Annotated in this window: 27 protein-coding genes; 19 read left to right on the forward strand and 8 right to left on the reverse strand. The window is 69.4% G+C overall.

Annotated features, from left to right (window positions below; translation table 11 throughout):
- Positions 1–13: 13 nt before the first annotated feature.
- The 4 genes from AB4Y76_RS15540 to AB4Y76_RS15555 all read left to right on the forward strand — a co-directional run bounded on the left by AB4Y76_RS15540 (position 14) and on the right by AB4Y76_RS15555 (position 2,951).
- Positions 14–544: a DUF402 domain-containing protein gene (locus AB4Y76_RS15540; protein WP_441926855.1), complete on the forward strand. Its 531-nt coding sequence runs from the start codon at positions 14–16 to the stop codon at positions 542–544.
- A gap of 79 nt (positions 545–623) precedes the next feature.
- On the forward strand, positions 624–1,394 hold the full coding sequence (locus tag AB4Y76_RS15545) for an ABC transporter ATP-binding protein (protein ID WP_441926857.1): 771 nt from the start codon (positions 624–626) through the stop codon (positions 1,392–1,394).
- Positions 1,391–2,149: an ABC transporter permease gene (locus tag AB4Y76_RS15550; protein WP_441926859.1), complete on the forward strand. Its 759-nt coding sequence runs from the start codon at positions 1,391–1,393 to the stop codon at positions 2,147–2,149. Before AB4Y76_RS15545 ends, AB4Y76_RS15550 begins: the two co-directional genes overlap by 4 nt.
- Before the next feature lie 28 nt (positions 2,150–2,177).
- Positions 2,178–2,951: a MerR family transcriptional regulator gene (locus AB4Y76_RS15555; protein ID WP_441926861.1), complete on the forward strand. Its 774-nt coding sequence runs from the start codon at positions 2,178–2,180 to the stop codon at positions 2,949–2,951.
- Between the two features lies 1 nt (position 2,952).
- Here AB4Y76_RS15555 and AB4Y76_RS15560 read toward each other — a convergent pair whose 3' ends face one another.
- Positions 2,953–4,044 (reverse strand): hypothetical protein, encoded by a 1,092-nt coding sequence (locus AB4Y76_RS15560; RefSeq protein WP_441926863.1) that lies wholly within the window; start codon positions 4,042–4,044, stop codon positions 2,953–2,955.
- A gap of 117 nt (positions 4,045–4,161) precedes the next feature.
- Here AB4Y76_RS15560 and AB4Y76_RS15565 point away from each other — a divergent pair, with 117 nt between their 5' ends.
- From AB4Y76_RS15565 to AB4Y76_RS15595, 7 genes are all read left to right on the forward strand, one after another.
- The gene (locus AB4Y76_RS15565) at positions 4,162–4,983 is read left to right on the forward strand and encodes a hypothetical protein (protein WP_441926865.1); all 822 of its coding nucleotides are present in this window, start codon (positions 4,162–4,164) and stop codon (positions 4,981–4,983) included.
- A gap of 79 nt (positions 4,984–5,062) precedes the next feature.
- Positions 5,063–5,521 carry a MerR family transcriptional regulator gene (locus AB4Y76_RS15570; RefSeq protein ID WP_441926867.1) on the forward strand — a complete coding sequence of 153 codons (459 nt, stop codon included), beginning with the start codon at positions 5,063–5,065 and terminating at the stop codon, positions 5,519–5,521.
- 10 nt (positions 5,522–5,531) lie between these two features.
- On the forward strand, positions 5,532–5,939 hold the full coding sequence (locus tag AB4Y76_RS15575) for a (R)-mandelonitrile lyase (protein WP_441926869.1): 408 nt from the start codon (positions 5,532–5,534) through the stop codon (positions 5,937–5,939).
- Positions 5,940–5,973: 34 nt separating this feature from the next.
- A complete protein-coding gene (locus AB4Y76_RS15580) occupies positions 5,974–7,011 on the forward strand; it encodes an NAD(P)-dependent alcohol dehydrogenase (protein ID WP_441926871.1) in 1,038 nt (345 codons plus the stop codon).
- A 5-nt stretch (positions 7,012–7,016) separates the two neighbouring features.
- A complete protein-coding gene (locus tag AB4Y76_RS15585) occupies positions 7,017–7,601 on the forward strand; it encodes a sugar O-acetyltransferase (RefSeq protein WP_441926873.1) in 585 nt (194 codons plus the stop codon).
- A gap of 58 nt (positions 7,602–7,659) precedes the next feature.
- Positions 7,660–7,968 (forward strand): putative quinol monooxygenase, encoded by a 309-nt coding sequence (locus AB4Y76_RS15590; protein ID WP_441926875.1) that lies wholly within the window; start codon positions 7,660–7,662, stop codon positions 7,966–7,968.
- A gap of 221 nt (positions 7,969–8,189) precedes the next feature.
- A complete protein-coding gene (locus tag AB4Y76_RS15595; protein ID WP_441926876.1) occupies positions 8,190–9,461 on the forward strand; it encodes a Fic family protein in 1,272 nt (423 codons plus the stop codon).
- Between the two features lie 91 nt (positions 9,462–9,552).
- Here AB4Y76_RS15595 and AB4Y76_RS15600 read toward each other — a convergent pair whose 3' ends face one another.
- On the reverse strand, positions 9,553–9,756 hold the full coding sequence (locus AB4Y76_RS15600; protein WP_441926878.1) for a hypothetical protein: 204 nt from the start codon (positions 9,754–9,756) through the stop codon (positions 9,553–9,555).
- A gap of 110 nt (positions 9,757–9,866) precedes the next feature.
- Positions 9,867–10,364 carry a hypothetical protein gene (locus AB4Y76_RS15605; RefSeq protein ID WP_441926880.1) on the reverse strand — a complete coding sequence of 166 codons (498 nt, stop codon included), beginning with the start codon at positions 10,362–10,364 and terminating at the stop codon, positions 9,867–9,869.
- A gap of 249 nt (positions 10,365–10,613) precedes the next feature.
- On the opposite strand from AB4Y76_RS15605, the gene AB4Y76_RS15610 reads away from it, so the two are divergent.
- The 3 genes from AB4Y76_RS15610 (at position 10,614) to AB4Y76_RS15620 (ending at position 12,600) form a co-directional block, all read left to right on the forward strand.
- Complete coding sequence (locus tag AB4Y76_RS15610; protein WP_441926882.1) at positions 10,614–11,378, forward strand: DUF1684 domain-containing protein; 765 nt, start codon at positions 10,614–10,616, stop codon at positions 11,376–11,378.
- Between the two features lie 110 nt (positions 11,379–11,488).
- On the forward strand, positions 11,489–12,082 hold the full coding sequence (locus tag AB4Y76_RS15615; RefSeq protein ID WP_441926884.1) for a TMEM175 family protein: 594 nt from the start codon (positions 11,489–11,491) through the stop codon (positions 12,080–12,082).
- Positions 12,083–12,225: 143 nt separating this feature from the next.
- Positions 12,226–12,600: a YciI family protein gene (locus AB4Y76_RS15620; RefSeq protein ID WP_441926885.1), complete on the forward strand. Its 375-nt coding sequence runs from the start codon at positions 12,226–12,228 to the stop codon at positions 12,598–12,600.
- A 98-nt stretch (positions 12,601–12,698) separates the two neighbouring features.
- Here the strand turns inward: AB4Y76_RS15620 and AB4Y76_RS15625 are convergent, their stop codons facing one another.
- Positions 12,699–13,481 carry a hypothetical protein gene (locus AB4Y76_RS15625; RefSeq protein ID WP_441926961.1) on the reverse strand — a complete coding sequence of 261 codons (783 nt, stop codon included), beginning with the start codon at positions 13,479–13,481 and terminating at the stop codon, positions 12,699–12,701.
- A gap of 97 nt (positions 13,482–13,578) precedes the next feature.
- Here AB4Y76_RS15625 and AB4Y76_RS15630 point away from each other — a divergent pair, with 97 nt between their 5' ends.
- Positions 13,579–13,953, forward strand: a complete 375-nt coding sequence (locus AB4Y76_RS15630) for an excalibur calcium-binding domain-containing protein (protein ID WP_441926887.1) — start codon at positions 13,579–13,581, stop codon at positions 13,951–13,953.
- A 58-nt stretch (positions 13,954–14,011) separates the two neighbouring features.
- On the opposite strand, the gene AB4Y76_RS15635 is transcribed toward AB4Y76_RS15630, so the two are convergent.
- Positions 14,012–15,025, reverse strand: coding sequence for a DUF2510 domain-containing protein (locus tag AB4Y76_RS15635; RefSeq protein WP_441926889.1), 1,014 nt, complete (start codon positions 15,023–15,025; stop codon positions 14,012–14,014).
- 550 nt (positions 15,026–15,575) lie between these two features.
- On the opposite strand from AB4Y76_RS15635, the gene AB4Y76_RS15640 reads away from it, so the two are divergent.
- Positions 15,576–17,033: a hypothetical protein gene (locus AB4Y76_RS15640; protein ID WP_441926891.1), complete on the forward strand. Its 1,458-nt coding sequence runs from the start codon at positions 15,576–15,578 to the stop codon at positions 17,031–17,033.
- A gap of 14 nt (positions 17,034–17,047) precedes the next feature.
- Complete coding sequence (locus AB4Y76_RS15645; protein ID WP_441926893.1) at positions 17,048–17,452, forward strand: META domain-containing protein; 405 nt, start codon at positions 17,048–17,050, stop codon at positions 17,450–17,452.
- A 156-nt stretch (positions 17,453–17,608) separates the two neighbouring features.
- Here the strand turns inward: AB4Y76_RS15645 and AB4Y76_RS15650 are convergent, their stop codons facing one another.
- Positions 17,609–18,301 carry a VOC family protein gene (locus tag AB4Y76_RS15650; RefSeq protein WP_441926895.1) on the reverse strand — a complete coding sequence of 231 codons (693 nt, stop codon included), beginning with the start codon at positions 18,299–18,301 and terminating at the stop codon, positions 17,609–17,611.
- A 28-nt stretch (positions 18,302–18,329) separates the two neighbouring features.
- Here AB4Y76_RS15650 and AB4Y76_RS15655 point away from each other — a divergent pair, with 28 nt between their 5' ends.
- Together AB4Y76_RS15655 and AB4Y76_RS15660 are read left to right on the forward strand one after the other, a co-directional pair.
- Entirely contained in the window at positions 18,330–19,469 is a 1,140-nt protein-coding gene (locus AB4Y76_RS15655) for a glutamate--cysteine ligase (protein ID WP_441926897.1), read from the forward strand.
- Positions 19,470–19,539: 70 nt separating this feature from the next.
- The gene (locus AB4Y76_RS15660; RefSeq protein ID WP_441926898.1) at positions 19,540–20,091 is read left to right on the forward strand and encodes a cysteine hydrolase family protein; all 552 of its coding nucleotides are present in this window, start codon (positions 19,540–19,542) and stop codon (positions 20,089–20,091) included.
- A gap of 48 nt (positions 20,092–20,139) precedes the next feature.
- On the opposite strand, the gene AB4Y76_RS15665 is transcribed toward AB4Y76_RS15660, so the two are convergent.
- Positions 20,140–21,267, reverse strand: a complete 1,128-nt coding sequence (locus tag AB4Y76_RS15665; RefSeq protein ID WP_441926900.1) for an FUSC family protein — start codon at positions 21,265–21,267, stop codon at positions 20,140–20,142.
- Positions 21,251–22,753 carry an aldehyde dehydrogenase family protein gene (locus AB4Y76_RS15670; RefSeq protein ID WP_441926902.1) on the reverse strand — a complete coding sequence of 501 codons (1,503 nt, stop codon included), beginning with the start codon at positions 22,751–22,753 and terminating at the stop codon, positions 21,251–21,253. The genes AB4Y76_RS15665 and AB4Y76_RS15670 overlap by 17 nt, the downstream gene beginning before the upstream one ends.
- Positions 22,754–22,809: the final 56 nt, after the last annotated feature.

Consider the following 22,809-nt stretch of genomic DNA (forward strand, 5'->3'; position numbering starts at 1 on the left):
CTAGAGTGGCCCCGTGACCGAACCTCGCACCGTCCGGGTGCTCACCCGGAAGTGGCCGGACAGCCCGCACTGGGAGTTCGACGCCGTCCGCCTCGGGGTGGACGCGCTCGGCCAGTGGGTCGGCGTACCCCGTGGGACCTGGCTGTCCAAGCCGGACAAGGGCTTCACCGCGTGGGCCGACCACGTGGTGCTGATCCCCCACGACGCCTGGTGGGTGGCCACCATCTACGGCACCGACCCGGACCGCCCGGTCGACTTCTACGTCGACATGACCACCCCGTCGGTCTGGTCCGAGGACGAGTCCGAGGTGCGCTGCGTCGACCTCGACCTCGACGTGATCCGGGAGACGGACGGCCGGGTCTGGATCGACGACGAGGACGAGTTCGCCCACCACCAGGTCCTGCTCGGCTACCCCGCCGACGTGATCGCCGCCGCGCGGGCGAGCTGCCAGGAGGTCTTCGCCACGATGACCGCCGGGGCCGCCCCCTTCGACGGCGGCGCCGGCCGGTGGATCCAGCGGCTGCGGGACCTGCGCTCCGTCTGACCCGTCGAAAACCCGGCTTGACCTTGACGCAACGTCAACCTTGCACGCTGTCCTTCACACACCAGTGAAGGAGAAGAACGTGACACAGGAAGCCGCCATCCGGGTCCGGGGGCTGGAGAAGTCCTTCGGCGACCTGCACGTGCTGCGGGGGGTGGACCTCGACGTCGAGCGGGGCAGCATCCTCGCGCTGCTCGGGTCGAACGGAGCAGGCAAGACCACCGTCGTCCGGATCCTGTCCACGCTGCTCGACGCCGACGACGGCGCGGCCCGGGTGAACGGGTACGACGTCCGCACCGAGGCCGCGCAGGTGCGGGAGTCGATCAGCCTGACCGGGCAGTTCGCCGCAGTGGACGAGATCCTGACCGGCCGCGAGAACCTCGTCCTGGTGGCGCGGCTGCGCCACCTCGACGACCCCGGCCGGATCGCTGAGGACCTGCTCGCCCGCTTCGACCTGACCGACGCCGGCGCCCGCCGGGCCGGCACCTACTCCGGCGGGATGCGCCGCCGCTTGGACATCGCGATGAGCCTGATCGGGAGTCCGCCGGTCATCGTCCTGGACGAGCCCACCACCGGTCTCGACCCCGAGGCCCGTCTCGAGGTCTGGCAGACAGTCCAGCAGCTCGCCTCCGGCGGCACCACCGTGCTGCTCACCACCCAGATGCTCGACGAGGCCGAGCACCTCGCCGACCGGATCGCGATCCTGCACGAGGGCCGGATCATCGTGAACGGCACCCTCGACGAGCTCAAGCGGCTGCTCCCGCCGGCCGAGATCCAGTACGTCGAGAAGCAACCCACCCTCGAGGAGATCTTCCTCGCCGTCGTCGCCGAGAAAACCGAGGTCCAGCCGTGAACCGCACCTTCGTCCCCGACACCACCGCGCTGCTCGGCCGCTCGCTTCGCCACATCGGCCGCAGCCCGGACACCATCATCACGACGGCGATCATGCCGGTCGGTTTCCTGCTGCTCTTCGTCTACGTCTTCGGTGGCGCGATCCGTACCGGCTCCGACCACTACGTGAACTACCTGCTTCCCGGCATCCTGGTGATGACGATCGCCTCGGGGATCTCCTACACGGCGTACCGGCTGTTCCTGGACCGGCAGAGCGGCATCTTCGAGCGCTTCCGGTCGATGCCGATCGCCCGGTCCGCGGTGCTCTGGGCGCACGTGCTGACCTCGCTCGTCGCCAACCTGATCTCGCTCGTCGTCGTCGTCGCGGTGGCGTTCCTGATGGGCTTCCGCACCTCCGCCGGTCCGGGCGCCTGGCTCGCTGTCGTCGGGATCCTGGCGCTGTTCACCCTGAGCCTGACCTGGCTGGCCGTCATCCCCGGCCTGACCGCGAAGACGGTCGACGGGGCGAGCGCCTTCGCCTACCCGCTGATCTTCCTGCCGTTCATCAGCTCCGCGTTCGTGCCGACCGACGACATGCCCGGCCCGGTCCGCGCGTTCGCCGAGAACCAGCCGGTCACCTCCATCGTGGACACCCTCCGCGACCTGCTCACCGGCCAGCCGGTCGGCAGCGGCGTGTGGACCGCGCTCGCCTGGTGCACCGGCCTGCTCGTGGTCGCGTGCGCCGCCGCGACCGCCGTCTACCGACGTACGACGTGAGCGCGGCGGGATACGGCAGGCTGGGCCCGTGCTGACCATCGGACAGCTGGCGAGCTACGCGGGGGTGACGATCCGGACGGTCCGGCACTACCACCAGGTCGGGCTGCTGCCGGAGCCCGGCCGGGACTTCTCCGGCTACCGCTCCTACGACGCCGAGGCCGTCGTCCGGCTCATCAGGATCCGGACGCTGGCCGAGGCCGGGGTGCCGCTCTCGCGGGTCCAGGAGCTCCTCGACGCCGACCCGGAGACCTTCGCCCGGGAGACCGCGGAGATCGACCGCGACCTGCGTCAGCAGATCCGCACCCTGCAGGAGCACCGCCGGCGGATCGCCCGGCTCGCCTCCGGGGACACCCTCGCGGTGCCGGCGGAGGTCGTCGCCTACCTCGACCAGGTCCGGGCCATCGGGGCGCCGGACGTCCTGGTCGACGCCGAGCGGGACGCCTGGATCCTGGTGGCGGCCCGGTACCCCGAGCAGATCCCGGCCTTCATGGCCGACAAGGTCGAGCAGCTGCGGGACCCGCGGGTGGTCCGCTTCTACCGGCTGATCAGCGACGCCCTGGACGCCGGCGAGGGCGCGCAGGAGGGGCTCGCCCGGGAGATGGCGGACGTGCTCGTCCAGCTCTTCGAGGAGGCCGCCGCCAGCGGCCAGCTCGACCAGCAGGACCTCGACATGGACGACTCGGCGTTCGTGCAGCTCCTGGACTCGATGGCCGAGGCGCACCCGACGGTCCAGCGACTGCGGGTGCTCCTGGCCGAGCGCGGCTGGATCGGCTGGACCCGGATCGAGCGGCGCCCGGACTGAGCTAGGAGCGTTCCAGGGCCCCGAGGCCCCTGATCGCCTCGTCGAAGGCCCGGCCGGCCGCGCGCCACGGCACCGACGGCTCGCCCTCCTCGCCCTCGCCGGCCAGCCCGAGCAGGTGCGGGGTCAGGTCGGCGCTGAAGCCCTCGCTGGCCTCGCGCGGGAGGAGCGAGGGCAGGTTGTCGATCGCGATGACCTCCAGCGGCGGACTGCCGAGCTCCGGGCCTTCGCCGTGCAGCCGCCGGACCGGCTGCTGCCACGTGGTGATCCTGTCGTTCACCGGGAGCATGTTCGTGGGTCCGGTGACGTCGCAGGTCACGTCCGCGAGCACCCGGAGCCGACGCTCGTGCGCCAGGTCCTCCGGCTCCACGAACGGAGTCGTCGGGGTGTGCGTCACCACGCAGTTCACCAGCAGGTCGTGGCCGAGGAGCGCCTGCTTGTGCAGGTCGCGCGTCTCCTCGCGATCCCACAGCGTCGTCGGCACCCCGGCGGTCGTCAACGCCCCCTGTGCTCCGCGCCCGGACCGGCCCCGCGCCCCGGTGACCAGCGCCAGCAGCCGGTCTCCTCCGGCCTTCCCGGCGCGCTCCAGCTCCGCGTCGAGCTCGTCCTTGGCCATCGGGGACAGCGGCGCGGTCAGCGCGTCGGCCAGGTGCAGCACGCCGAGGGCGGCGCCGACGTAGCCGGCCCAGTAGCCGAACGCGACCACCCGGTGGCCGGTCTCGCCGACGAGGTACTCGATGTCGAACAGCCGGCCGCCGCCGCGGACGAACCGCTCCAGCGTGCGCCCGGCGCCGTCCTGGTCCTTGAACGCGTGCGCGAAGTAGATGTGCCGGTGGCGCAGCGACTCCGGCTGCTCGGGGAGCTCTTTGATGCCCAGGACGTAGGCGTCGTCGGGTGCGTCCGGCCAGGTGCCCTCCCCCACCACGGCCGCCCCGGCAGCGGCGTACTCCTCGACCGGGAAGATCCGCTGGACCGACTCCTCGACGGACACCTGGAACCCGGCGTCCAGCAACAGCGGGACGTCGGCCGGTACGACGGGCGCACGCCGTTCGGTGCCGCGGGACTCGGACCTGATCCACACATGGACGGGCTGCATGCGGTCAGAATGCCACTGCCACCGCCGCAGAGGGCGTGCGCCGAGCCTCGTCGTGGTCAACCGGCCGCGTGCGGAGTAGCGTCCGAAGCCCAGGAACCCGTCTGCAGGGGGCAACGCATGGACCTCAGAGGCGCACTCGAGCGGAGCGTGCAGATACCCGGGAACGGCTACATCGAGACCCGGCAGTTCTACTTCAGTCCACGCGGTGAGTTCCTCGGCGCGTTCATCACCGTCGTCTGGACGGACGGGACCATCTCGCGCCTGGTCGCGAGCAACACCGACGGCGTGATCACGGTGGAAGGGTTTGCGAACTACCCGGACGACACCCTGCTGACCGTGGGCTTCAGCGCCGACGGTCGCGCCACGATCTCCTACGCCAAGGGCAACTCGCGGGACACCGTCGACTGGTACTACGAGGCCGACGGTTCGGCGAAGGTCCACCAGACCGCGTGGTTCACCTCGGAGACCGGCCAACGCAGCTTCTCCCAGACGTACTGGTCGGTCGCTCCGGACGGCGGACCGTTCGGTGACGTCTACGAGAACCTCGTCGTCCTGCTGGCGGACGGAGGCACCCAGCAGATCGAAACGACGCGCCTGAGCGACGGGACCGTCACCACCAGGATCCGGGTGGTCAGCGCCGACGGCGATCTCGTCAGCGATGAGGAGACCACGGTTCAGGTCGACGTCGAACCCCAGGAGCCGCCACCGACGGACAGCACACCGAAACGGCCGGCACCCAGGACGGGCACCGGCACCAGCGGCGGAGGCGGCTTCGAGCCGACGACGCGGACGCCGATCCCGACGGTCGTCAACGGAGGCGGCTGGATCGGCGGCGGCGGCGCCCCGAAGGTCGAGCACATCACCGATTGGTGGTACCGCGCACCCGACGGGCACGTCACCTTCCTGGGCTCGACGCTCAAGACCCTGGCCCAGGAGTAGGCCTCGCGGGTCTCTCGAGCGGCGGTGTGACCCACACGACCTTTGACTTCAAGTACTTGAAGTTCCTAGCGTTGCAGCCATGACCCGAGGGACGACGCAGCGCAGCTACACGATCAAGGAGGCAGCCGTCCTCACCGGGCTGCCGGCCAGCACGCTGCGCTACTACGAGAGCATCGGGGTGATCTCACCGATCAGCCGCGGCGCGAGCAGCAAGCACCGCGTGTACGACGAGGACGACCTCGACGAGCTGATGTGGGTCGCCTGCCTCGCAGCAACCGGGATGTCGGTCAGCGACATGCGGACCTACGTCGCGAACGGCAGGTTGGGTCCGGACGCCGCGGCGGACCAGATCGAGCTGCTCTCGAACCAGGCGGAGAGGCTGGCCGCGGAAGCCGAGCACCTGGTGCTGCGTCAGCGTTACGTCGCCCTCAAGGTCGACTACTGGCACGCGGTCCGAGCCGGCGACGCCGAGCGCGCCGAGCTCCTCTCCGGTGAAGCCCGCAAGCTCGCCGATGCCCTCAAGCGTCCGACCAGGTAAGGGGACACCCGTGCAGATCACCCGCAGCTCCGTCGACACCCTCAAGGGACCCGCGGACTGGTTCACCGGAGACGTCTACATCGACGCCGTCGCCGCCGCACCGGAACCGTCACGGGTCACCGCCAACCTGGTGCACTTCATGCCCGGTGCCCGGACCCACTGGCACCGGCACCCGTTGGGCCAAACCGTGTTCGTCACCGAAGGGGTGGGGCTCTGCCAGCGCCGCGGCGGCCCGGTCGAGGTGATCCGCCCGGGCGACCGGGTCCTGTTCGAGGCCGGCGAGGAGCACTGGCACGGCGCCGCTCCGAACCGGCTGATGGTGCACCTGGCCATCAACGAGGGCGACCACGACCACGCGGTCGTCGACTGGCTCGAGCCTGTGACCGACGCCGAGTACGCCGCACCGACCGCCCCCTGACACGCACCGAACCACCACCAGAAAGAGATTCCTCATGCAGGTCAACGCCTACGCCGCGCCGAAAGCCGGCGCGCCCCTCGCCCTCACCACCATCGAGCGGCGAGCAGTCGGAGCCAACGACGTCCTCATCACCATCGAGTACGCCGGCATCTGCCACTCCGACATCCACACCGTCAACGGCGACTGGGGACCCCAGCCCTTCCCCGTGGTGCCGGGCCACGAGATCGTCGGGACCGTCACCGAGGTCGGCGACGCAGTCACGAACCACCAGGTCGGCGACCGTGTCGGTGTCGGCTGCATGGTCAACGCCTGCCGTGAGTGCGCCAGCTGCCTCAACGGAGACGAGCAGTACTGCCTCAACGGCATGATCGGCACCTACGCCGCCACCGACCGCGACGGCACCACCACCCAGGGCGGCTACTCCACGCACGTCGTCGTCGACGCCGATTTCGTGCTCGCGATCCCCGACGGCCTGGACCCGGCTGCCGCGGCGCCGCTGCTGTGCGCGGGCATCACGACCTACACCCCGCTCAAGCACTGGAACGCCGGGCCGGACACCAAGGTCGCAGTCGTCGGCCTCGGCGGCCTGGGCCACATGGCGGTCAAGATCGCGCACGCGCTGGGCTCCGAGGTGACCGTGCTGTCGCAGTCGCTGAAGAAGCAGGAAGACGGGCTGCGTCTCGGAGCGGATCACTACTACGCGACCTCGGACCCTGCGACCTTCGAGGTGCTCGCGAGCAGCTTCGACCTCATCATCAACACCGTGAGCGCGGGCATCGACGTCAACGCCTACCTCGGGCTCCTCGCGGTCGACGGCACCCTGGTCAACGTCGGCGCACCCCCCGAGCCGCTGCCGGTCAACGCGATGTCCCTCATCGGGGCGCGCCGCTCCTTCGCGGGCTCGATGATCGGTGGCATCGCGCTGACCCAGGAGATGCTGAACTTCTGCGCCGAGCACGGCATCGCCTCGGAGATCGAGATCATCACCGCCGACCAGGTCAACGAGGCCTACGAGCGTGTCCTGGCCTCCGACGTCCGCTACCGGTTCGTCATCGACACCGCGAGCATCTGACGGCCGTGGACCTGGCGGCCTTTCTCGCTCACGTCGACTCCGGTGCGCTCATCGAAGGAGGATCGGAGGCGCACCGCTTCATGCACGCCGCCTCTCAAGAAGCCCTCCGTGCCACTGCCGAGATCAACAGCACCTATCACCCACCCGAGGAGCTGCGGGCGCTGCTCAGCAGTCTGACCGGGAAGCCGGTCGACGAGTCCGTCGCCGTCTTCCCGCCCTTCTACAGCGAGTTCGGCAAGAACCTGCACCTCGGCAAGGACGTCTTCATCAACATCGGCTGCCGCTTCCAGGACACCGGCGGTATCACCATCGGCGCCGGCACCCTCATCGGCCACGGCAGCACCATCACCACCCTCAACCACGCCGAAGACCCTGACAGGCGCGCAGACATGATCCCAGCGCCCGTCACCATCGGCCGCAATGTCTGGCTCGGAGCGAACGTCACCGTCGTCCCCGGCGTCACGATCGGCGACGGGGCGATCGTCGCCGCCGGCGCCGTCGTCACCAAGGACGTCCCAGCCGACACCGTCGTCGCCGGCGTCCCCGCCCGGATCATCCGCCCCACCGGATTCGGCTCGACGTCCGAGTAGAGCCGATGCGCGCCGAGCCTCCGCCAAGACTGTCGGTGGACGCTGACAGGATCGCCCTATGACGCAGCTAGCCGTGACCATCCGGCACCAGACTCTGCCCGGCAGGCGGGATGACGTGCGCAAGGTGTGGGAGGCGCACATGGCGCCGGCGATCTCCCGGAACCCGGGCCACCTGGCGTACTACTACTGCCTCGACAACCACGACGCCGATGCCGTCCTTGCATTCCAGATCTACGACAGCCTCGAGTCGTCGCAGGCGTTCCTCCTGACGGACGCCTACGCCGCGTACCTGCAGGAGGTGGGCCCGCTGCTGACCGGCCCGCCCGAGGTCACGGCGTTGACTCCCGTCTTCAGCAAGGAGCCGTGAAGTCAGTACGTCGCACTGGCGGCGTCCGTCGGGCAGATGAGCAAGTCCGCGTCGAACGGCTCCCCCGATGGGTGCACCCCCGACCACGCGACGCCAGCGCTTGAGCACGACCTTCCTTCGGTCTCCCATTCGGATGCAAACTCGGAACATCACGCGTACTATTCCGAGTTAAGGACTCTAAGTCGGAATAACTGTTACGTTATTCCGACTTAGGAGAGCCCGTGAGCAACTTTGAACCCAGCAAGCACTCCGGTCGCGGCAACCCCGCGAACCGGGGAGAGTTCTCGACCGGCCCGCTGGTCGCAGTCGAGGCTCATGAGCGGGTAGTTGAACCGTGGCGACAGACGTTCAAGGGCGGAACGCGCGAGGACCGCATGCTCCGTGAAGTGACCGTCTGGCTGCCCCCCATGATCGCCGACTCCAAACCGTCCATCCCTTCCGTCGTCGCCGCCGAGATGGACGACGCTCTGCGAGACATCGCAGCACTCGACGAAACCCACGGTGAGCACCTCGCGTCGCTCTCGACGCTCCTGCTGCGCGCAGAGTCGGTCGCCTCGTCAAAGATCGAGCACGTCGAAGCATCGCTGGATGACTACGCACGGGCCCTGCACGGCATCACCTCGAACGCATCAGCCAACTCGATGGTCGCCTCGACGCGAGCCTTGGACGACCTCATCAGATCAGTCCAGGGGGGCGAGCCGATCGCGCTCCCCAGCATTTACCGGGCACACGCGGTCCTCATGGCCGACGACCCCTACGAGCGAGCCTATGCAGGAAGGCTCCGCGACATGCAGAACTGGATCGAGGGCTCGGACCACTCGCCCCGAGACGCTTCGTACGTGCCGCCGCCTCCGAGCACGGTCGACGACTACATGGACGACTTGGCCCGGTTCTCCAACCGCTCCGACATCGGCGTACTCACCCAGGCAGCAATCGCGCACGCACAGTTCGAGTCCATCCACCCGTTCACCGACGGCAACGGCCGAATCGGCCGCGCGCTCATCAACACAATCCTGCGCAAGCGCGGCACGACCAGGCGGGTGGTCGTTCCGTTGGCCTCCGCCATCGTCGCGAGACGCCAGTCCTACTTCGATGCGCTCAGCGCATACCGCGAAGGCGACGCCGGCCCGATCATCGAATCCTTCTCGACTGCTTCCATGATCGCGGCCCAGGAATCACGCGTGACAGCGCAACGACTCGCCACCATGCCCGAGGAATGGCGTGAAGCGGCAGGCACCCCGAGACGGGACAGCGCCGCCTCCAAGATCCTCGACAGCCTCCTGGACGCCCCCGTCTTCTCGGCCGAAGAGATCGAAGTACGCATCGGAGGCGCGACGTCCAGCGTCTACGCGGCCATCAGCAAACTTCACGAGACCGCGGTGATCCGCCCGTTGACCAACAGGAAACGCAACCAGGTCTGGGTCGCAGCCTCGCTCGCTGACGAGCTCGACGACCTCGGGATCCGGATCGCGGCCCGGGCGCGCCGCAAGTAGACGACGAGGTCGACGACCTGCGCAGCCGGTCCGGTCTCTGCGCCCGTACGCAGTCCGGTCCCTTCTTGCTTCTGACCGCAGCCGGCCGGTTTCAGTCTTGCTCGACCGAAGGGCGTTCGGCGGGGGTCGAAGTCTGCGTCGACGACGCGCCGGTCTCCTCGGGGTGATCGGTGCGTTCGTCGGACTCACGCAGGATCGCGGCGGCCTGCGCTTCCGGGTCGTCGCTTCCGGCGGATGCCTCCTCCGGCAGCAGGTCGGATCGGCTGGTGACTCGGTCGTCCTCGGAGTTGCTCATGCCGGTCCAGTACCCAGGATGGGCGAATCAAGTGTGTGACTGCTGCGGCAGAGGGCGTCCGTGCCGAGGGCACACACGGCACAGCGAGGCGGCAACTGCGGACGCGGTGCCTACTCCCGCTCGAGAGTCATGACCATCCTGCCGACTCGCAGCCCCAGGAAGCGCATGTCGATGGTGTTCGTCAGGGTGGTCGTGCCGGAAAGCCGGCTCTCGTCCTCGCAACGAAGCGGGACCCGGATCGGTCCCAGAACGGGCGCGATGATCGTGTACGGCGTGAACCGGAAGCCGGTCTCGGTGACCGTCTGCCCGGCGCCTCCCGGCATGTCATCGGCATCGATCTCCCAGCGACCGGGGCCGACGAGCCGGGCAGTCATCGTGCGTCGCCACACCTTCCCGTTCGGGAAGGTCATCGTGTCGTGGACGACAAGACCCGTCGACTCGGCCAGGTGCACGTCCGAGATCTCGGTCCGGAAGCGGAGGGTCGAGGCCACGGGCAGCCAGCGGAGCCACCACGGACGCCAGACGGTCGCCGGACCCGACCACGGGCGCGCGAAGACCGCACGCAGGTCGAGGACATCGCCGGCTGCCGCCGGCTCATCGGTGGACACGGGTCTCAATCTAGGTCAGACATGCCTTGGGCCTCGAGAACGGGCGACATGACCCTGGACGGCGTCGTCGAGAACCCCACCGGCGAGGACGGCCCCGGCGGGGCTGGTCCAACGCCAAGTCGGCCGCCGACCAGGACGCCTGGGCCAAGTTTGAGCTCGAGGAGGCACGCGAGACCGACGCCCTGCCGCTCGAGGTCGACGACCTGAACCTGCCTGTGCTCGTCCGCGCGGCGGTGCGACCATGCGGGAGTGAGTGACTTCGAAGCCGAGTGGCAGGCCTGGCACGACACCCGCGAGGAGCGGCTGCGGGGCCCGGACAGCTGGATGGCGATCACAGCGATCCACTGGCTCAGCACCACCCCGGAAGGCTTCGACGACGTCCCCGGCGCGTGGAGCGGGGATGAGCGCGGCGCCACGGTCACGCTGGGTCCCGGGGAGCTGCTCACCGTGGGGACCGAGGTCCTCACCGAGGGTGAGCACCTCCTCGGGCCTCTGGACGAGAACGGCCTGACGGTGACCTTCGAGGACGCGTCCGCCGAGGTGGCCGACCGCGGCGGCCGCACCATCGTGCGGCCGATGCATCCCGGGTCGCCGAACCTGCTCGCGTACGACGGCACCCCCTGTTTCCCGCCGAGCCCTTCCTGGGTGCTCCCGGGTCGCTTCGAGCCGTACTCGACGCCCCGAGGTGAGGCCGTCGGCGAGGTCGCCTTCCCGTACGACGGCACGGAGCACCGGCTCGTCGCCTGGGACGGAGACGACGGCACGCTGTGGATCCTGTTCCGGGACGCCACCACAGGCGTCACGACGCACGAGGCGAACCGCCAGCTGGTGACCACGGTCCCGACGCCTGAGGGCGCTGTCCTCATCGATTTCAACCGCGCGATCAACATGCCCTGCGCCTACACCGACTTCGCGACCTGCCCGCTGCCCCCGACGGCGAACACCTTGCCCTTCGCCGTCGAGGCGGGCGAGATGATTCCGGCCGTGACACCGCCTCGCCCGACCCTCGCGTGAGGACTCAGGCGCCTCACCGGGCGAACTCGAGCCGGCGCGGTCAGGCCGACAGCGACACGCTCTCGGCCCGTCGGGTTTGATCGCGCCCGCACCTTCGTCAGAATCCGACCATGACGACCAACCGCCTGGAGGCGTTCAGCGACGGCGTGCTCGCGATCATCATCACGATCATGGTGCTCGAGCTGAAGGTGCCCGAGGAGCACGACCTGCACGCGCTGTGGGACACGACCGGCACCGGCCTGCTGACGTACGTGCTGAGCTTCGTCTACATCGGCATCTACTGGAACAACCACCACCACATGTTCCAGCTGGTCACCAGGGTCACCGGCGGCGTCCTGTGGGCGAACCTGCACCTGCTCTTCTGGCTCTCCCTCTACCCGTTCACCACGGCGTGGATGGACGAGAGCGATTTCGCGCGCACCCCGGTCGTCGTGTACGGCGTCAACCTGCTCTGCGCCGCGGTCGCCTACTTCGTCCTCCAGCGGCTCATCTTCCAGGCCGAGGGCCCGGACTCCGAGCTGCAGCGGGCCGTGGGCAGTGACTGGAAGGGCAAGATCTCACCGCTGCTCTACCTGCTCGGGATCGCGCTCGCCGCCTTCGTCGAACCTTTCCTGGGCATGCTTCCGTTCGTGGCGGTGGCGCTGATCTGGCTGGTCCCCGACCGACGGGTGGAGCGGGCCTTCGAGGAGCACGAGGCGGCATAGGTGCGCTGCCGGCCTCGGAGCTGGTGGTGCCTGCCTCCTTCGGCACGGAACCAGCGCGCCCGCCAGCTGTCGTATCGGCCCCCTGCTGTTCGTAGCGTAGGTAGTGGCGGACATCAGGGTCCGCCCGACGAAGAGGAGCCGGGATGCCTCACTACCTCATCTACTTCAACCAGCAGTGGGTCGGCGACCACGACGAGGCGTGGTTCGAGGGCCGCGTCGAACCGTCCAGGGCCGTCGTCCGAGACATGCAGGACCAGGGCGTCCTGATCTACGCCGGCGGACTGGTCGAGGAGCTCGACGAGGCGGTAGCTGCCGACGCCACGAGCGGCGAGCTGGTGTTCACCGACGGGCCCTTCGTCGAGAGCAAGGAGTGGCTCGGCGGCCTGACCATCGTGGACGTGCCCGACGACGAGTCCGCTCGCATGTGGGCGGGGAGGGTGGCCGAGGGGTGCGGCTGGCCGCAGGAGGTCCGTCGCTTCAAGGCCGGCTCGTTGCAGGCGCTCGTGCTCGGCGGGTGAGGTACTGGGCCGGCACCAAGTGGCATGGTCACGCGACCCGATGACATCGCCGGCCAGGGTCCGTGGCGCGGCGAATGATGCTGCTGGCCCCTCCCGTCCTACCCGCGTGAGGAGGTGGCGGTGACTTGGGTTGAAGCCCGGTATTCCTCGAGCCGAGCGATCACATCCGCTGCGGCGCGCTTGTCCACCGGTTCGCCGTCGAGGGTGCCGAGCCATCTCAGAAGGCCGCGACCGGCGACGAACTCGATGCCGTCCACGCGTGCTTGGTCGGGGACCTGATGATGGGCTGCTCCCCAGAGGACGACCACGGGGATGACTCGAAGCGGGTTGATCTTCGCACGGTGACGGGCCGCCCGGTCGCCTCGGAGCAGTGACTGGGTCAGGCCCTCTGCTCTCGTCCGAGCGCGGCGCGCCGCTTGCGCCATGTCGATGGTGTCGTTCGCCTGATTGCGCCACTTGGAATCGATTGCGACCATACCGCCGCGTCGAGTGACGACAAGGTGGTCGAGATCGCCCGCCTGGAGGCTGATGCTGTCTACCCAGCCCCAGATCAGACGCTTGCGCTTTGCGCGCTGCAGCTCGGAGCGGGTGTTCTCCTCACCCCAGGCGCCCCGAAGATGCCAGATCGCCTCGCGGTCGTGCGCCAGAAACGCTGAGTACAGGATGTGCCACGTGGCATAGACGATCGACGTTTGCACAACGCCGAGAAGCCACCAGCTAAATCCGTTTGGAGTGACGAACACGGTGAACAACACCGCCTCCAGGACCAGGCTGATGCCTACGAATGCAGTCGCCCCGACCATCAGCCGCCTGTTGTGACGCGCCCACGCAGCGAAGCGACGCCTCCACACTCGTCGGGAGTACGGCTGGAACTTGGCCATGCGTCGCCCTCACTCTTCTGCTTTACGGGACGTTTCGAGGAGTCAACCGCACGATCGATGAGCTCGGGGGCTTTCGCCGCGTCCAGGCGGCGGACCAATGAACCTGCACGTCACGCCACCCGGAGCCGTGAGTATTGCGATTCCGCATTCAGCGCCGGACGATCGTGCCAGCATGCGAGCTATGCGCAATCGATTCACTGGCGCGCTGGTCGCGCTGACCCTCTCCGTGCCGCTCAGCGTGGCTGTCCTCAGTGGGCCGGCAGATGCTGCAGGAACCGGTACGTACTTCTCGTCATGCAAGAGATTGAACGCCAAGTACCCGCACGGTGTTGCCAAGAGCCGGGCCGCTGCCCAGAAGCAGGTGCGGGCGGGTTACCTGAGCCCGAAGTACGGCTCGTACGCGCAGAAGGTGTACTGGCGCAACTACAAGCGTCTGGATCGGGACCGGGACGGCACTGCCTGCGAGCGCTGAACTGAGCAGCCGTTGGAGCCACCGCCGTGTGTGAACTGGGCGCACCGAGCCAGAGCACCTAGCTCATGTGCTCGGACACCGCGGCGGTGATCATGGCTGCGGCGATCGACGGCCGCTGCATCCTGAACAGCGATGCGGTCTGACGGTTCGACACGTTGAGCCGGATGCCGTCGTTGTACTGCTCAAGATTCACAAGCCGGTCGTGGCGGAACTCCAACGTCTTGGCTTGACCGGTGAACACGCTGCGCTGGCTCGTCACGTAGAGAAGTCCGGAGTCCTGGACGATCAACTCCGATCCGACGACAACAGACCGGCCGCGCACGCCGCCGACCCGATATCGAACGCCGCCACCGAGCGGAATACTCACGCTCTGGGTGCCAGCTCGGAACTGCCGGACGGCCTGTTCTTTCATCAGGGACGCAGAGAATGACCCGTAGGCGACCTCGTCCTTCTTGAGCATGATCCCGGCGTTCGAGACTCGTGGGAATCTTCCGTCGTTGATCCCTGCGATGACAAGTTCCTCAAACAGGGCGTAATCCTCGGTCTCCATCTTCTGAACAGGAGTACCGAGGACCTCGCCCAGCCGGTGCAGGTGGCTCTCCTCGTCCTGGGTCATCACATCGTCGTCAATGACGCTGCGCACGGCTGCTGCCATCGTGGCCCAGAGCTTCTTTTCGAGCTGCCCGCCGCGGTAAAGGTCCTGTGCGCGCGCCACCGCCGCGGGAAGCGCTCCCATCGCGTCAGGTTCTCCGGTTGCGGCGCGCAAGGCGAGACTCTCGAACTTGTCGCGTCCGACTTCTTTGGCTTTTCGTTCGTCTCGTTTCCGGGCGAAGTAGCCCTGCTTGGCCGGTTCGTCGGCACCCACCGGTTGCGCGGAGGCTGAGACAGGGTCCCGCGCGGTCGTACCGGCCTCAGTGACCTCTGCGCGCTCCACAGGCGGCGGAAAGCTCAGCGGATCCGTCCCCTGGACGCGGTCCTTTGTCACGTGCTCGGTCCACTGCGTGCCGTCCCAATAGCGCAGATCGAATCGTCCGCTCGGGTCCGGGTGCCAGTTCGCCTGAGGATTCGTCACGGCTTCCTCCGAGTAGGGGTGGTGATGTCGTCTCCAACATTCCTACTCCTTCCGTACGCCGTTGCGGCGGAATGCAGGACACGCGTGACGCGATCCAGCGAGGGTTCGTCGTCGACTACGACCTGATCGGGATCGTGATGGAGCAACGTGGGCCGGCAAACGCCCTGGCCATCCGCGAGCATCCTCGACGAGGCTAGCGACTGACGGTTCCGTCCCAGGCCGCGGAGCACCCTGAACGCTGCGGAAGGACGTGCTCGCCGGTGGGCACGGACTCTCGCGGCGGAGTAACTGCGCCGCCAAATCCACTCAGCGGCCAGCCGAAGAGGACTCCGTCCGCTGCCCTCGTTTCGGCCAAATCGGGCACTACTCGTCAGTACTCGAAGGATGCGGATAGACCAGTGCGGCGGGTTCCGCGGTTGTGATGGCGGCGATACCAGCGGTTCTGGTACTCATGCGTCCACATATCTCCTCCCAGGCGTGACTTCTCGATCGGCCGCATCGGCCGCGGAGGACACGAGATCGCACTGCCACGGTGCGGAAAGCAGGACGCATGCACCTGAGCAAGTCGCGCAGCGGGACCATCGCGGTCGCCCTCCTGGCGGTGGGCGCGGGGCTGGCCGCAACGGTCGCCTCCGTCCCGTCGGCCGACGCCGGCACGGCCACGACCGCCGGTGTCCCGATGGTCGCCGCCCAGGGCCTGGTCCGCTACGGCCCGCCCACGATCGTGCCTGCGCTCAACGATCTTCCCGCCGACGTGCGCGCGGCCGCACAAGACGCCGCCGCCCTGGTGGAGGCGAACAAGGACTCGCTCCTCGGATCGTTCGTCGACACCACCGGGAAGGTCGTCGCCGTCGCAGCGAATGCCGCTGGCCGTACCCTCGCCGTGGCCAACCTCGACGCTGTCCCGGTCGACGGCGACGCACCCCCGGCCGCCAACCTGGACGAATCCAGCGCCGCCCCTCCGGAGACCGCAACGCCGTCGGAAGTCGCTGCCGCAGACACGGTCGTCGAACCGGCCGCGGTCAGCGTCGAGACGGCCAACGACTACGGCGACCAGCTCCGCGCGACCTCCAAGAGCCTCGCCGACGCGATCTGGATGTGGGGCGCCGACCCCGAGACCCAGGGCATCTTCGTCACCGTCCGCACCGAGCTCAGCCTCGCGGACCGGGCCGCGATCGAGGCTTTCGCGAGCCAGCACTCCGTACCGGTCCGGGTCGAGCTCACCCCCGGGCAGCCGCTCCCGGAAACGACCGAGTCGCGCCTCACCGACCCGAGCCCGTACGCCGGCGGAGCCCGTTACGGCATCTACAACGGCTCGACCTCGAGCGCGACCGGCGGCGCCGGGTGCTCCTTCGGGTTCGGCTACAAGATCGGTACGACCCACTACATGCTGACCGCCGGGCACTGCTTCCCGCGCTTGTCCTCGCAGCTCTACGGCTGGACTGTGACCGGCGGAGACGCGCCCAACTTCGTCAAGAGCCAGTACGCCGGCAAGTCCTCCGGCACCACGACCGGGACGACCTGGCTCAACGGGACCGGAACGATGCTCACGGCGGCCGACAACCAGTACCACGGCGACTTGGCGCTGCTCAACGTCACCACCGCCGGCCGCAGCGCCGGCAGCCAGATCTGGTGGGACGGCGTCACCTCCAGCAACAAGATCCCGGTCAAGACGCGCACCGCGCCGACCGTCGGCGACACCATCTGCATCAACGGCTACAAGTCCGGCGCGGACTGCGGGACCGTGGTGCAGAAGACGAACATCTCCTACGAGTACCCGGAGGGAACCCTGCGCAACGGCGACTACTCCTACTCCACCAACCCTGCCGACTGCGCGATCCCCGGCGACTCCGGCGGCTCGGTCGTCGTCGACCACCCGGGCGCCGAGACCGCTGCCGAGGCGACCGGCATCGTCTCGGGCCGGTCCGTGGGCACTGTCTGCTACAACTTCTTCACCGGGATCGAGGAAGCGATCCAGGCGTGGGGCGGGAATCTGGTCTTCGGATGAGGAAGGCGGACCGGGTGCGAATCCCCGCGGTGGTGGCTCTCGGGCTCAGTGTCCTGCTGCTGTCGGCCGGTTGCGGAAGTAGCGACGTCGAACTCACCGGCCACTGGGTGCCGAAGGAGGTGCCGGGTCTCGACCTCGGTGCGAGCTTCGACCCGTCCGTGGCGCCCATCGCTTTCACCGACAACGGCACGTGGGCCGGCAAGGACGGCTGCTACCCGGTCAAGGGCACCTACCAGGTCAGTGTCGAGAAGTTCTCCAGCAGCTCAACCGTCTCCGGTGCCCAGGTCGCGTGCGCGAACGGGGAAGTTCCCTACGCAGACCTGCTCGGCAAAGCAACACGGGTCAAGGACTCCGAGAAGGACCTTCGCTTCGAGACGGACGACGGGACACTGGTCCTGGAGCTGACACCCGCGAAGTAGGCAGCTCACCAGCGCTGCCCCAACCCGGGACGGCGGAGCGCTGCGTTCCGAGGCCGATGCGGTGAGTGGGTCCCGGAAACCCGAAGCTCAGCCATCACCGTGGGCGTGCAGGTTCGTGCCCGACGCGGCGGATCGACTTCGCCCGCCCCCGCTCCCCTATCCCGCCAGCAAACCCGTCCCCGGGTCCCGGTCCGTCACGCAGTAGACCCCGCCAGCCGGATCGGTCATCCGGGTCCAGCGGCCCCCGACGAAGTCGATCTTTGCCCCGAGCCCGAGATGGCGGGCGACCTCCGCCTCGCGGTCGGTCGTGGCGAGGTCGAGGTGTGCGGTCACCGGTCCACTCCCCTCGTCGCGGCGCTGGAGCAGTATCCGCAAGGGCATCCCGTCGGCGCGTACGAGCTGCCTCATGTACGGCGCGCTGGTCGGTGCGAGCTCCCACCCGGTCAGGTCTGCCCAGAAGGCGCACTCGGCGTCGTACGCGTCCGGCGGCACGTCGAGGCAGAGCTGGTCGACCAGGGACGTGTGCCCGCCGGGATGGACGACCGGGGCCGGCCGCGGTCCCCCGGCGTCGACGTTCGCGCAGAAGGTGAAGCCGCCCGGGGAGGTGCGCACCTCGAAGGCGCCCTCGGCCTCGTGCAGGTCCAGGTGGACGCCCGGGACGGCCGCGCCGGTGCGCTGCACCCGGAGGAACGGCTCGCCGCCGGAGTCCGGGAGCAGGGTGGCGAACTCGCCGTCGGCGCCGCGGGCCGCGGACAGCGTCGAGCCGGTGACGGCGGACCAGAATGCCGTCCCGGCGTCGAAGGACGCGGCCGGGAGGTCGAGGAACGCGGTGATCCAGGTGGGACGCACCGGGCCATCCTTGTGGAAGGCTCTCCCCGTGGCCATCGAATTCGCCGGGTCCCCGGAGCCGACGCTCGGCGTCGAGTGGGAGTTCGCGCTCGTCGACAAGTCCAGCCGCGACCTGGTGAACGCCGCCTCCGAGCTCTTCGACCTCGTCGAGCAGCGGCACGGCCACGAGCCCCGGCTGCACAAGGAGCTGCTGCGCAACTCCGTCGAGCTCACCACCGGGATCTGCCGGACGACGGACGAGGCGATCGGCGAGCTGGTCGAGATGATCGGCAAGGTCCGCCCGCTGGCCGACGAGCTCGGCGTCGACCTGTACAGCGCCGGCACGCACCCGTTCGCCGCCTGGTCCAACCAGCAGCTCACCCCCGGCCCGCGCTACGAGGAGCTGATCGCGCGCACCCAGTGGTGGGGCCGGCAGATGCTGATCTGGGGCGTGCACGTGCACGTCGGGGTGAAGCAGGAGCACGTGGTCCCGATCGTGAGCGCGCTGCTCACCTGGTACCCGCACCTGCAGGCGCTCTCGGCCTCCTCCCCGATCTGGGCCGGCACCGACACCGGCTACGCGAGCAACCGGGCGATGATGTTCCAGCAGCTGCCGACGGCCGGGCTGCCCTTCCAGTTCCACACCTGGGCCGACTTCGAGTCCTACGCCCACGACCTGATCACCACCGGCGTGATCGAGCAGATCGACGAGATCCGCTGGGACGTCCGCCCGGCGCCCCGCACAGGCACCGTCGAGATCCGGATCTGCGACGGCGTCTCGACGGTCTGGGAGATGCGCGCCCTGGTCGCCCTGACGCACTGCCTGGTGGTGCACCTGACCGACCGGCTCGACYGCGGCGAGACGCTGCCGTCGATGCCGCCGTGGCACGTGCAGGAGAACAAGTGGCGCGCGGCCCGCTACGGGCTGGACGCCTGGATCATCCTCGACGGCGACTCCAACGAGCGGCTGCTGCGCGAGGACCTCGAGGACCTGCTGGACGACCTGATGCCGGTCGCGCGCCGGCTGGGCTGCGCCGAGGCGCTCGCCCTGGTCCGGGAGATCCCGCGTCGCGGGGCGTCGTACCAGCGGCAGCGGCGGGTCGCCGAGCGCACGTACGGCGACCTGGTGGCGGTGGTGGACTCGGTGGTCCGCGAGCTGACCCTCGAGGATGTCGGCGCGACGGGTTAGCGTCGGAGACGGAATCGCACAGGTTCTGAATCCGACGCAGCGGGGTCGAGACCGACATGGAGGATCCACGATGAGCACGCTCGAGAACCGCCCGAACACCGCCCTGCTCGTGATCGACGTCCAGACCGGCGTCGTGGACGGCAACCACGCCCGCGACGCCGTCGTCGCCAACGTGGCCCGGCTGGTCGACAAGGCCCGCGCCGCCCGGGTCCCGGTCGTCTGGGTGCAGCACAACAGCGAGTACCTGCAGCGCGGCAGCGACTCCTGGCAGCTGGTCGACGGGCTGGACCGGGCCGAGGCCGAGCCGCTGGTCGAGAAGCAGTACGCCGACTCCTTCGAGGACACCGACCTGGAGGACGTGCTCGCCGGACTCACCGTCGGCAGCCTGGTCGTCGCCGGTGCGCAGACCGACGAGTGCATCCGGTCCACGCTGCACGGCGCCGTCGCCCGCGGGTACGACGCCACCCTGGTCAGCGACGCGCACACCACCGAGGACCAGAGCGAGTGGGGTGCCCCGACCCCGGACCTGGTGGTCGCGCACACCAACCTGTACTGGTCGAACCACCGCGCCCCGGGCCGGACGGCCGGGACCGTGACCACCGACGAGGTCGACTTCGGCTGAGAGACGTCAGCTCTCCGGGCTCAGCACTCCGGGCTCAGCTCTCCGGGCTCAGCTCTCCGGGAAGGGCGGGATCTCGTCGGTCGCGGCCAGCGGGTCCATCCCGCCGACCGCGAGCAGGTCCGCGATCAGCGACCGGACGCTGGCGAGCACCACCTCGGCGGAGAGCACCGAGGTGCGCTCCAGCTGCGAGGACGCCCGGCCGAGGTGGATCAGCGGGTCGAGCGCGACACTCGCCATCCGGTCGGCCTTGAGCTCGGCGGCCATCGTGTCGGCCACGGCGGCGAGGTCGCGGAGGAAGACGGCGTACCCGTGCGGGATCGGCTCGCCGCGGTAGCAGGCCACCGCCACCCGGCGTGCCAGCACCCGGGTGTTGCGCAGGGCGAAGTCGAGCGGCTCGACGAGCTCGACCATCCGGCGCACCGCCGGCCGGTGCCGCCAGCGGAACGGGGAGGAGGCCAGCACCGAGAGTCCCTCGTCGGCCGCTCCGCGGAGCTCGGCGACGAGCGCGTCGGTGCTGCGCGCGTCCGCCAACGTCCGCAGCGCCCGCTCGACGTCGCCGTCCTCGATCGACATCGCCGAGGCGCGCAGCAGCACGGAGATCTTCCCGACCACGACGGCTGCCTGCTCGCGCGGGCGGCGCAGCGGCGCGCGCGGGACGACGGTGGCCGCGACCAGCGCGACCCCGCCCCCGATCAGGGCGTCGGTCCAGCGGAGGAAGGCGTCACCGGGCGCCGGGACGAGGGCGCTCACCACGATCGACTGCACGGCGGCCTGGGTCACGAAGATCGCGCCCGCGTCCAGGAGGAGGGCGGAGACCATCGCCAGGCTCACGATCAGGGCGATCTGCCAACCGCCCGACCCGAGCAGGTTGGTGAACAGGTCACCGAGGAAGACGCCGACGGCGACGCCGAGGGTCACCTCCGCGACCCGGCGCAGCCGCTGTCCGTAGGTCGTGCCGAGACTGACGACCGCGGTGACCGGCGCGAAGAACGGCGTCGGGTGCCCGAACAGGTCCCCCGCCACGAACCAGGCGACGCCGGCGGCGACGGCGCACTGGCCGATCTGCCAGGACTTGGTGCGGAGCCGGGCGACCCTGGCGCGCAGCGAGGTCCGGCCGCGGGTCAGCGCCAGGTCGAGGTAGGGGTTCCTCGAGGAGGCGTCAGTGCTTTCCGCCACGCCCGTGCAGCATCGTCATCAGCTTGCCCAGCTGCTGCTCGGCCTTCTCGGTCCGCTCGAAGGTGGTCAGCGCCAGCAGCGGCTTCATCCGCTGCTTGGTGATCGCGTGCGCGTAGGTGAACTCCTTGAGGCCCTCCGGACCGTGGATCCGGCCGAAGCCGGAGTCCCCGATCCCGCCGAACGGCAGCGACGGCACCCCGGCGAAGGTGATCACCCCGTTGATCGAGGTCATCCCGACCCGCAACCGCTCGGCGATCTGCATGCCGCGGGACTTCGAGAAGACGGCCGAGCCGAGGGCGTAGCGCGAGCCGTTCGTCAGCGCGACGGCCTCGTCCATGTTCTTGACCTTCGCGACCGTCATGGTCGGCCCGAAGGTCTCCTCGGTCCAGGCCGAGGAGTCGGCCGGCACGTCGACCAGGATCGTCGGCTGCACGAACCGCTCACCCACGGCGTCGGCGCCGCCGACCACCGCGCGGCCGCCCTTGGCCAGCGCGTCGTCGATGTGGCGCCGGATGACGTCGACCTGGGACGGCATCGTGATCGGCCCGATCTTGGCGTCGCCGTCCCCGGCGTGCAGCTCGCGGGCCTTCGCGACGATCTTGTCCAGGAACTCGTCGTACACCCGCTCGTGCACGTAGACCCGCTCGACGCCGGCGCAGGTCTGGCCGGCGTTGCCGCACGCACCCCAGACGGCGCCGTCGGCGGCGGCCTCCAGGTCGGCGTCCTCGTCGACGATGAGCGCGTCCTTGCCGCCGGCCTCGATGATCACCGGGGTCAGCGACTCGGCGCAGGCCGCCATCACCTTCTTGCCGGTGGCGGTGGAGCCGGTGAAGGCGAGCTTGTCGACGCCGGAGCGGCAGAGCGCCGCACCCGTCTCCCCCAGACCGGTGACGACCTGCAGGACCGGCTTGCCGACCGCCTCGACGAAGGTCTTCGCGAGCCAGAGGCCGATGCCCGGGGTGTACTCGCTGGGCTTGAACACGACCGCGTTGCCGGCCGCGAGCGCGTAGGCGATCGAGCCCATCGGCGTGAAGACCGGGTAGTTCCACGGGCCGATCACGCCGACCACGCCCAGCGGGCGGAACTCGACGGTGGCCTTCTGGTTCGCCATCACCAGGCCGCTGGGCACCTTGTGCCGCTTCAGCACCTTGCGGGCGTGGCCGGAGGCCCAGGCGAGGTGGTCGATGGCCAGCGCGGCCTCGAGCATCGCGTCGCCGCGCGGCTTGCCGGTCTCCGCGCTCATCACGTCGGCGAGCTCGTCGAGCCGACGCGTCATCAGCGACTTCCACGCCCCGAGCTGCTCGGCGCGCTCCTTGTAGGAGAGCGCGGACCACCAGGCGGCGGCCTCGCGGGCACGCGCGACGGCGGCGGCGACGTCCGCAGCGCCGTGGACCGGGTGGCTCGCGACGACCGCCCCGGTGCGCGGGTCCAGCGAGTCGAAGGTCGGGGCTCCCGAGGTGGTCGCGGTGGGATCGGTGATCGTCATGGCTCCAGAACCTACTCCCCGGTCCCGCGGCGCGTCAGCCCTCCCCGGCGCGGTCC

It is taken from the genome of Marmoricola sp. RAF53, from assembly GCF_052114005.1.
GTDB lineage: Bacteria > Actinomycetota > Actinomycetes > Propionibacteriales > Nocardioidaceae > Marmoricola.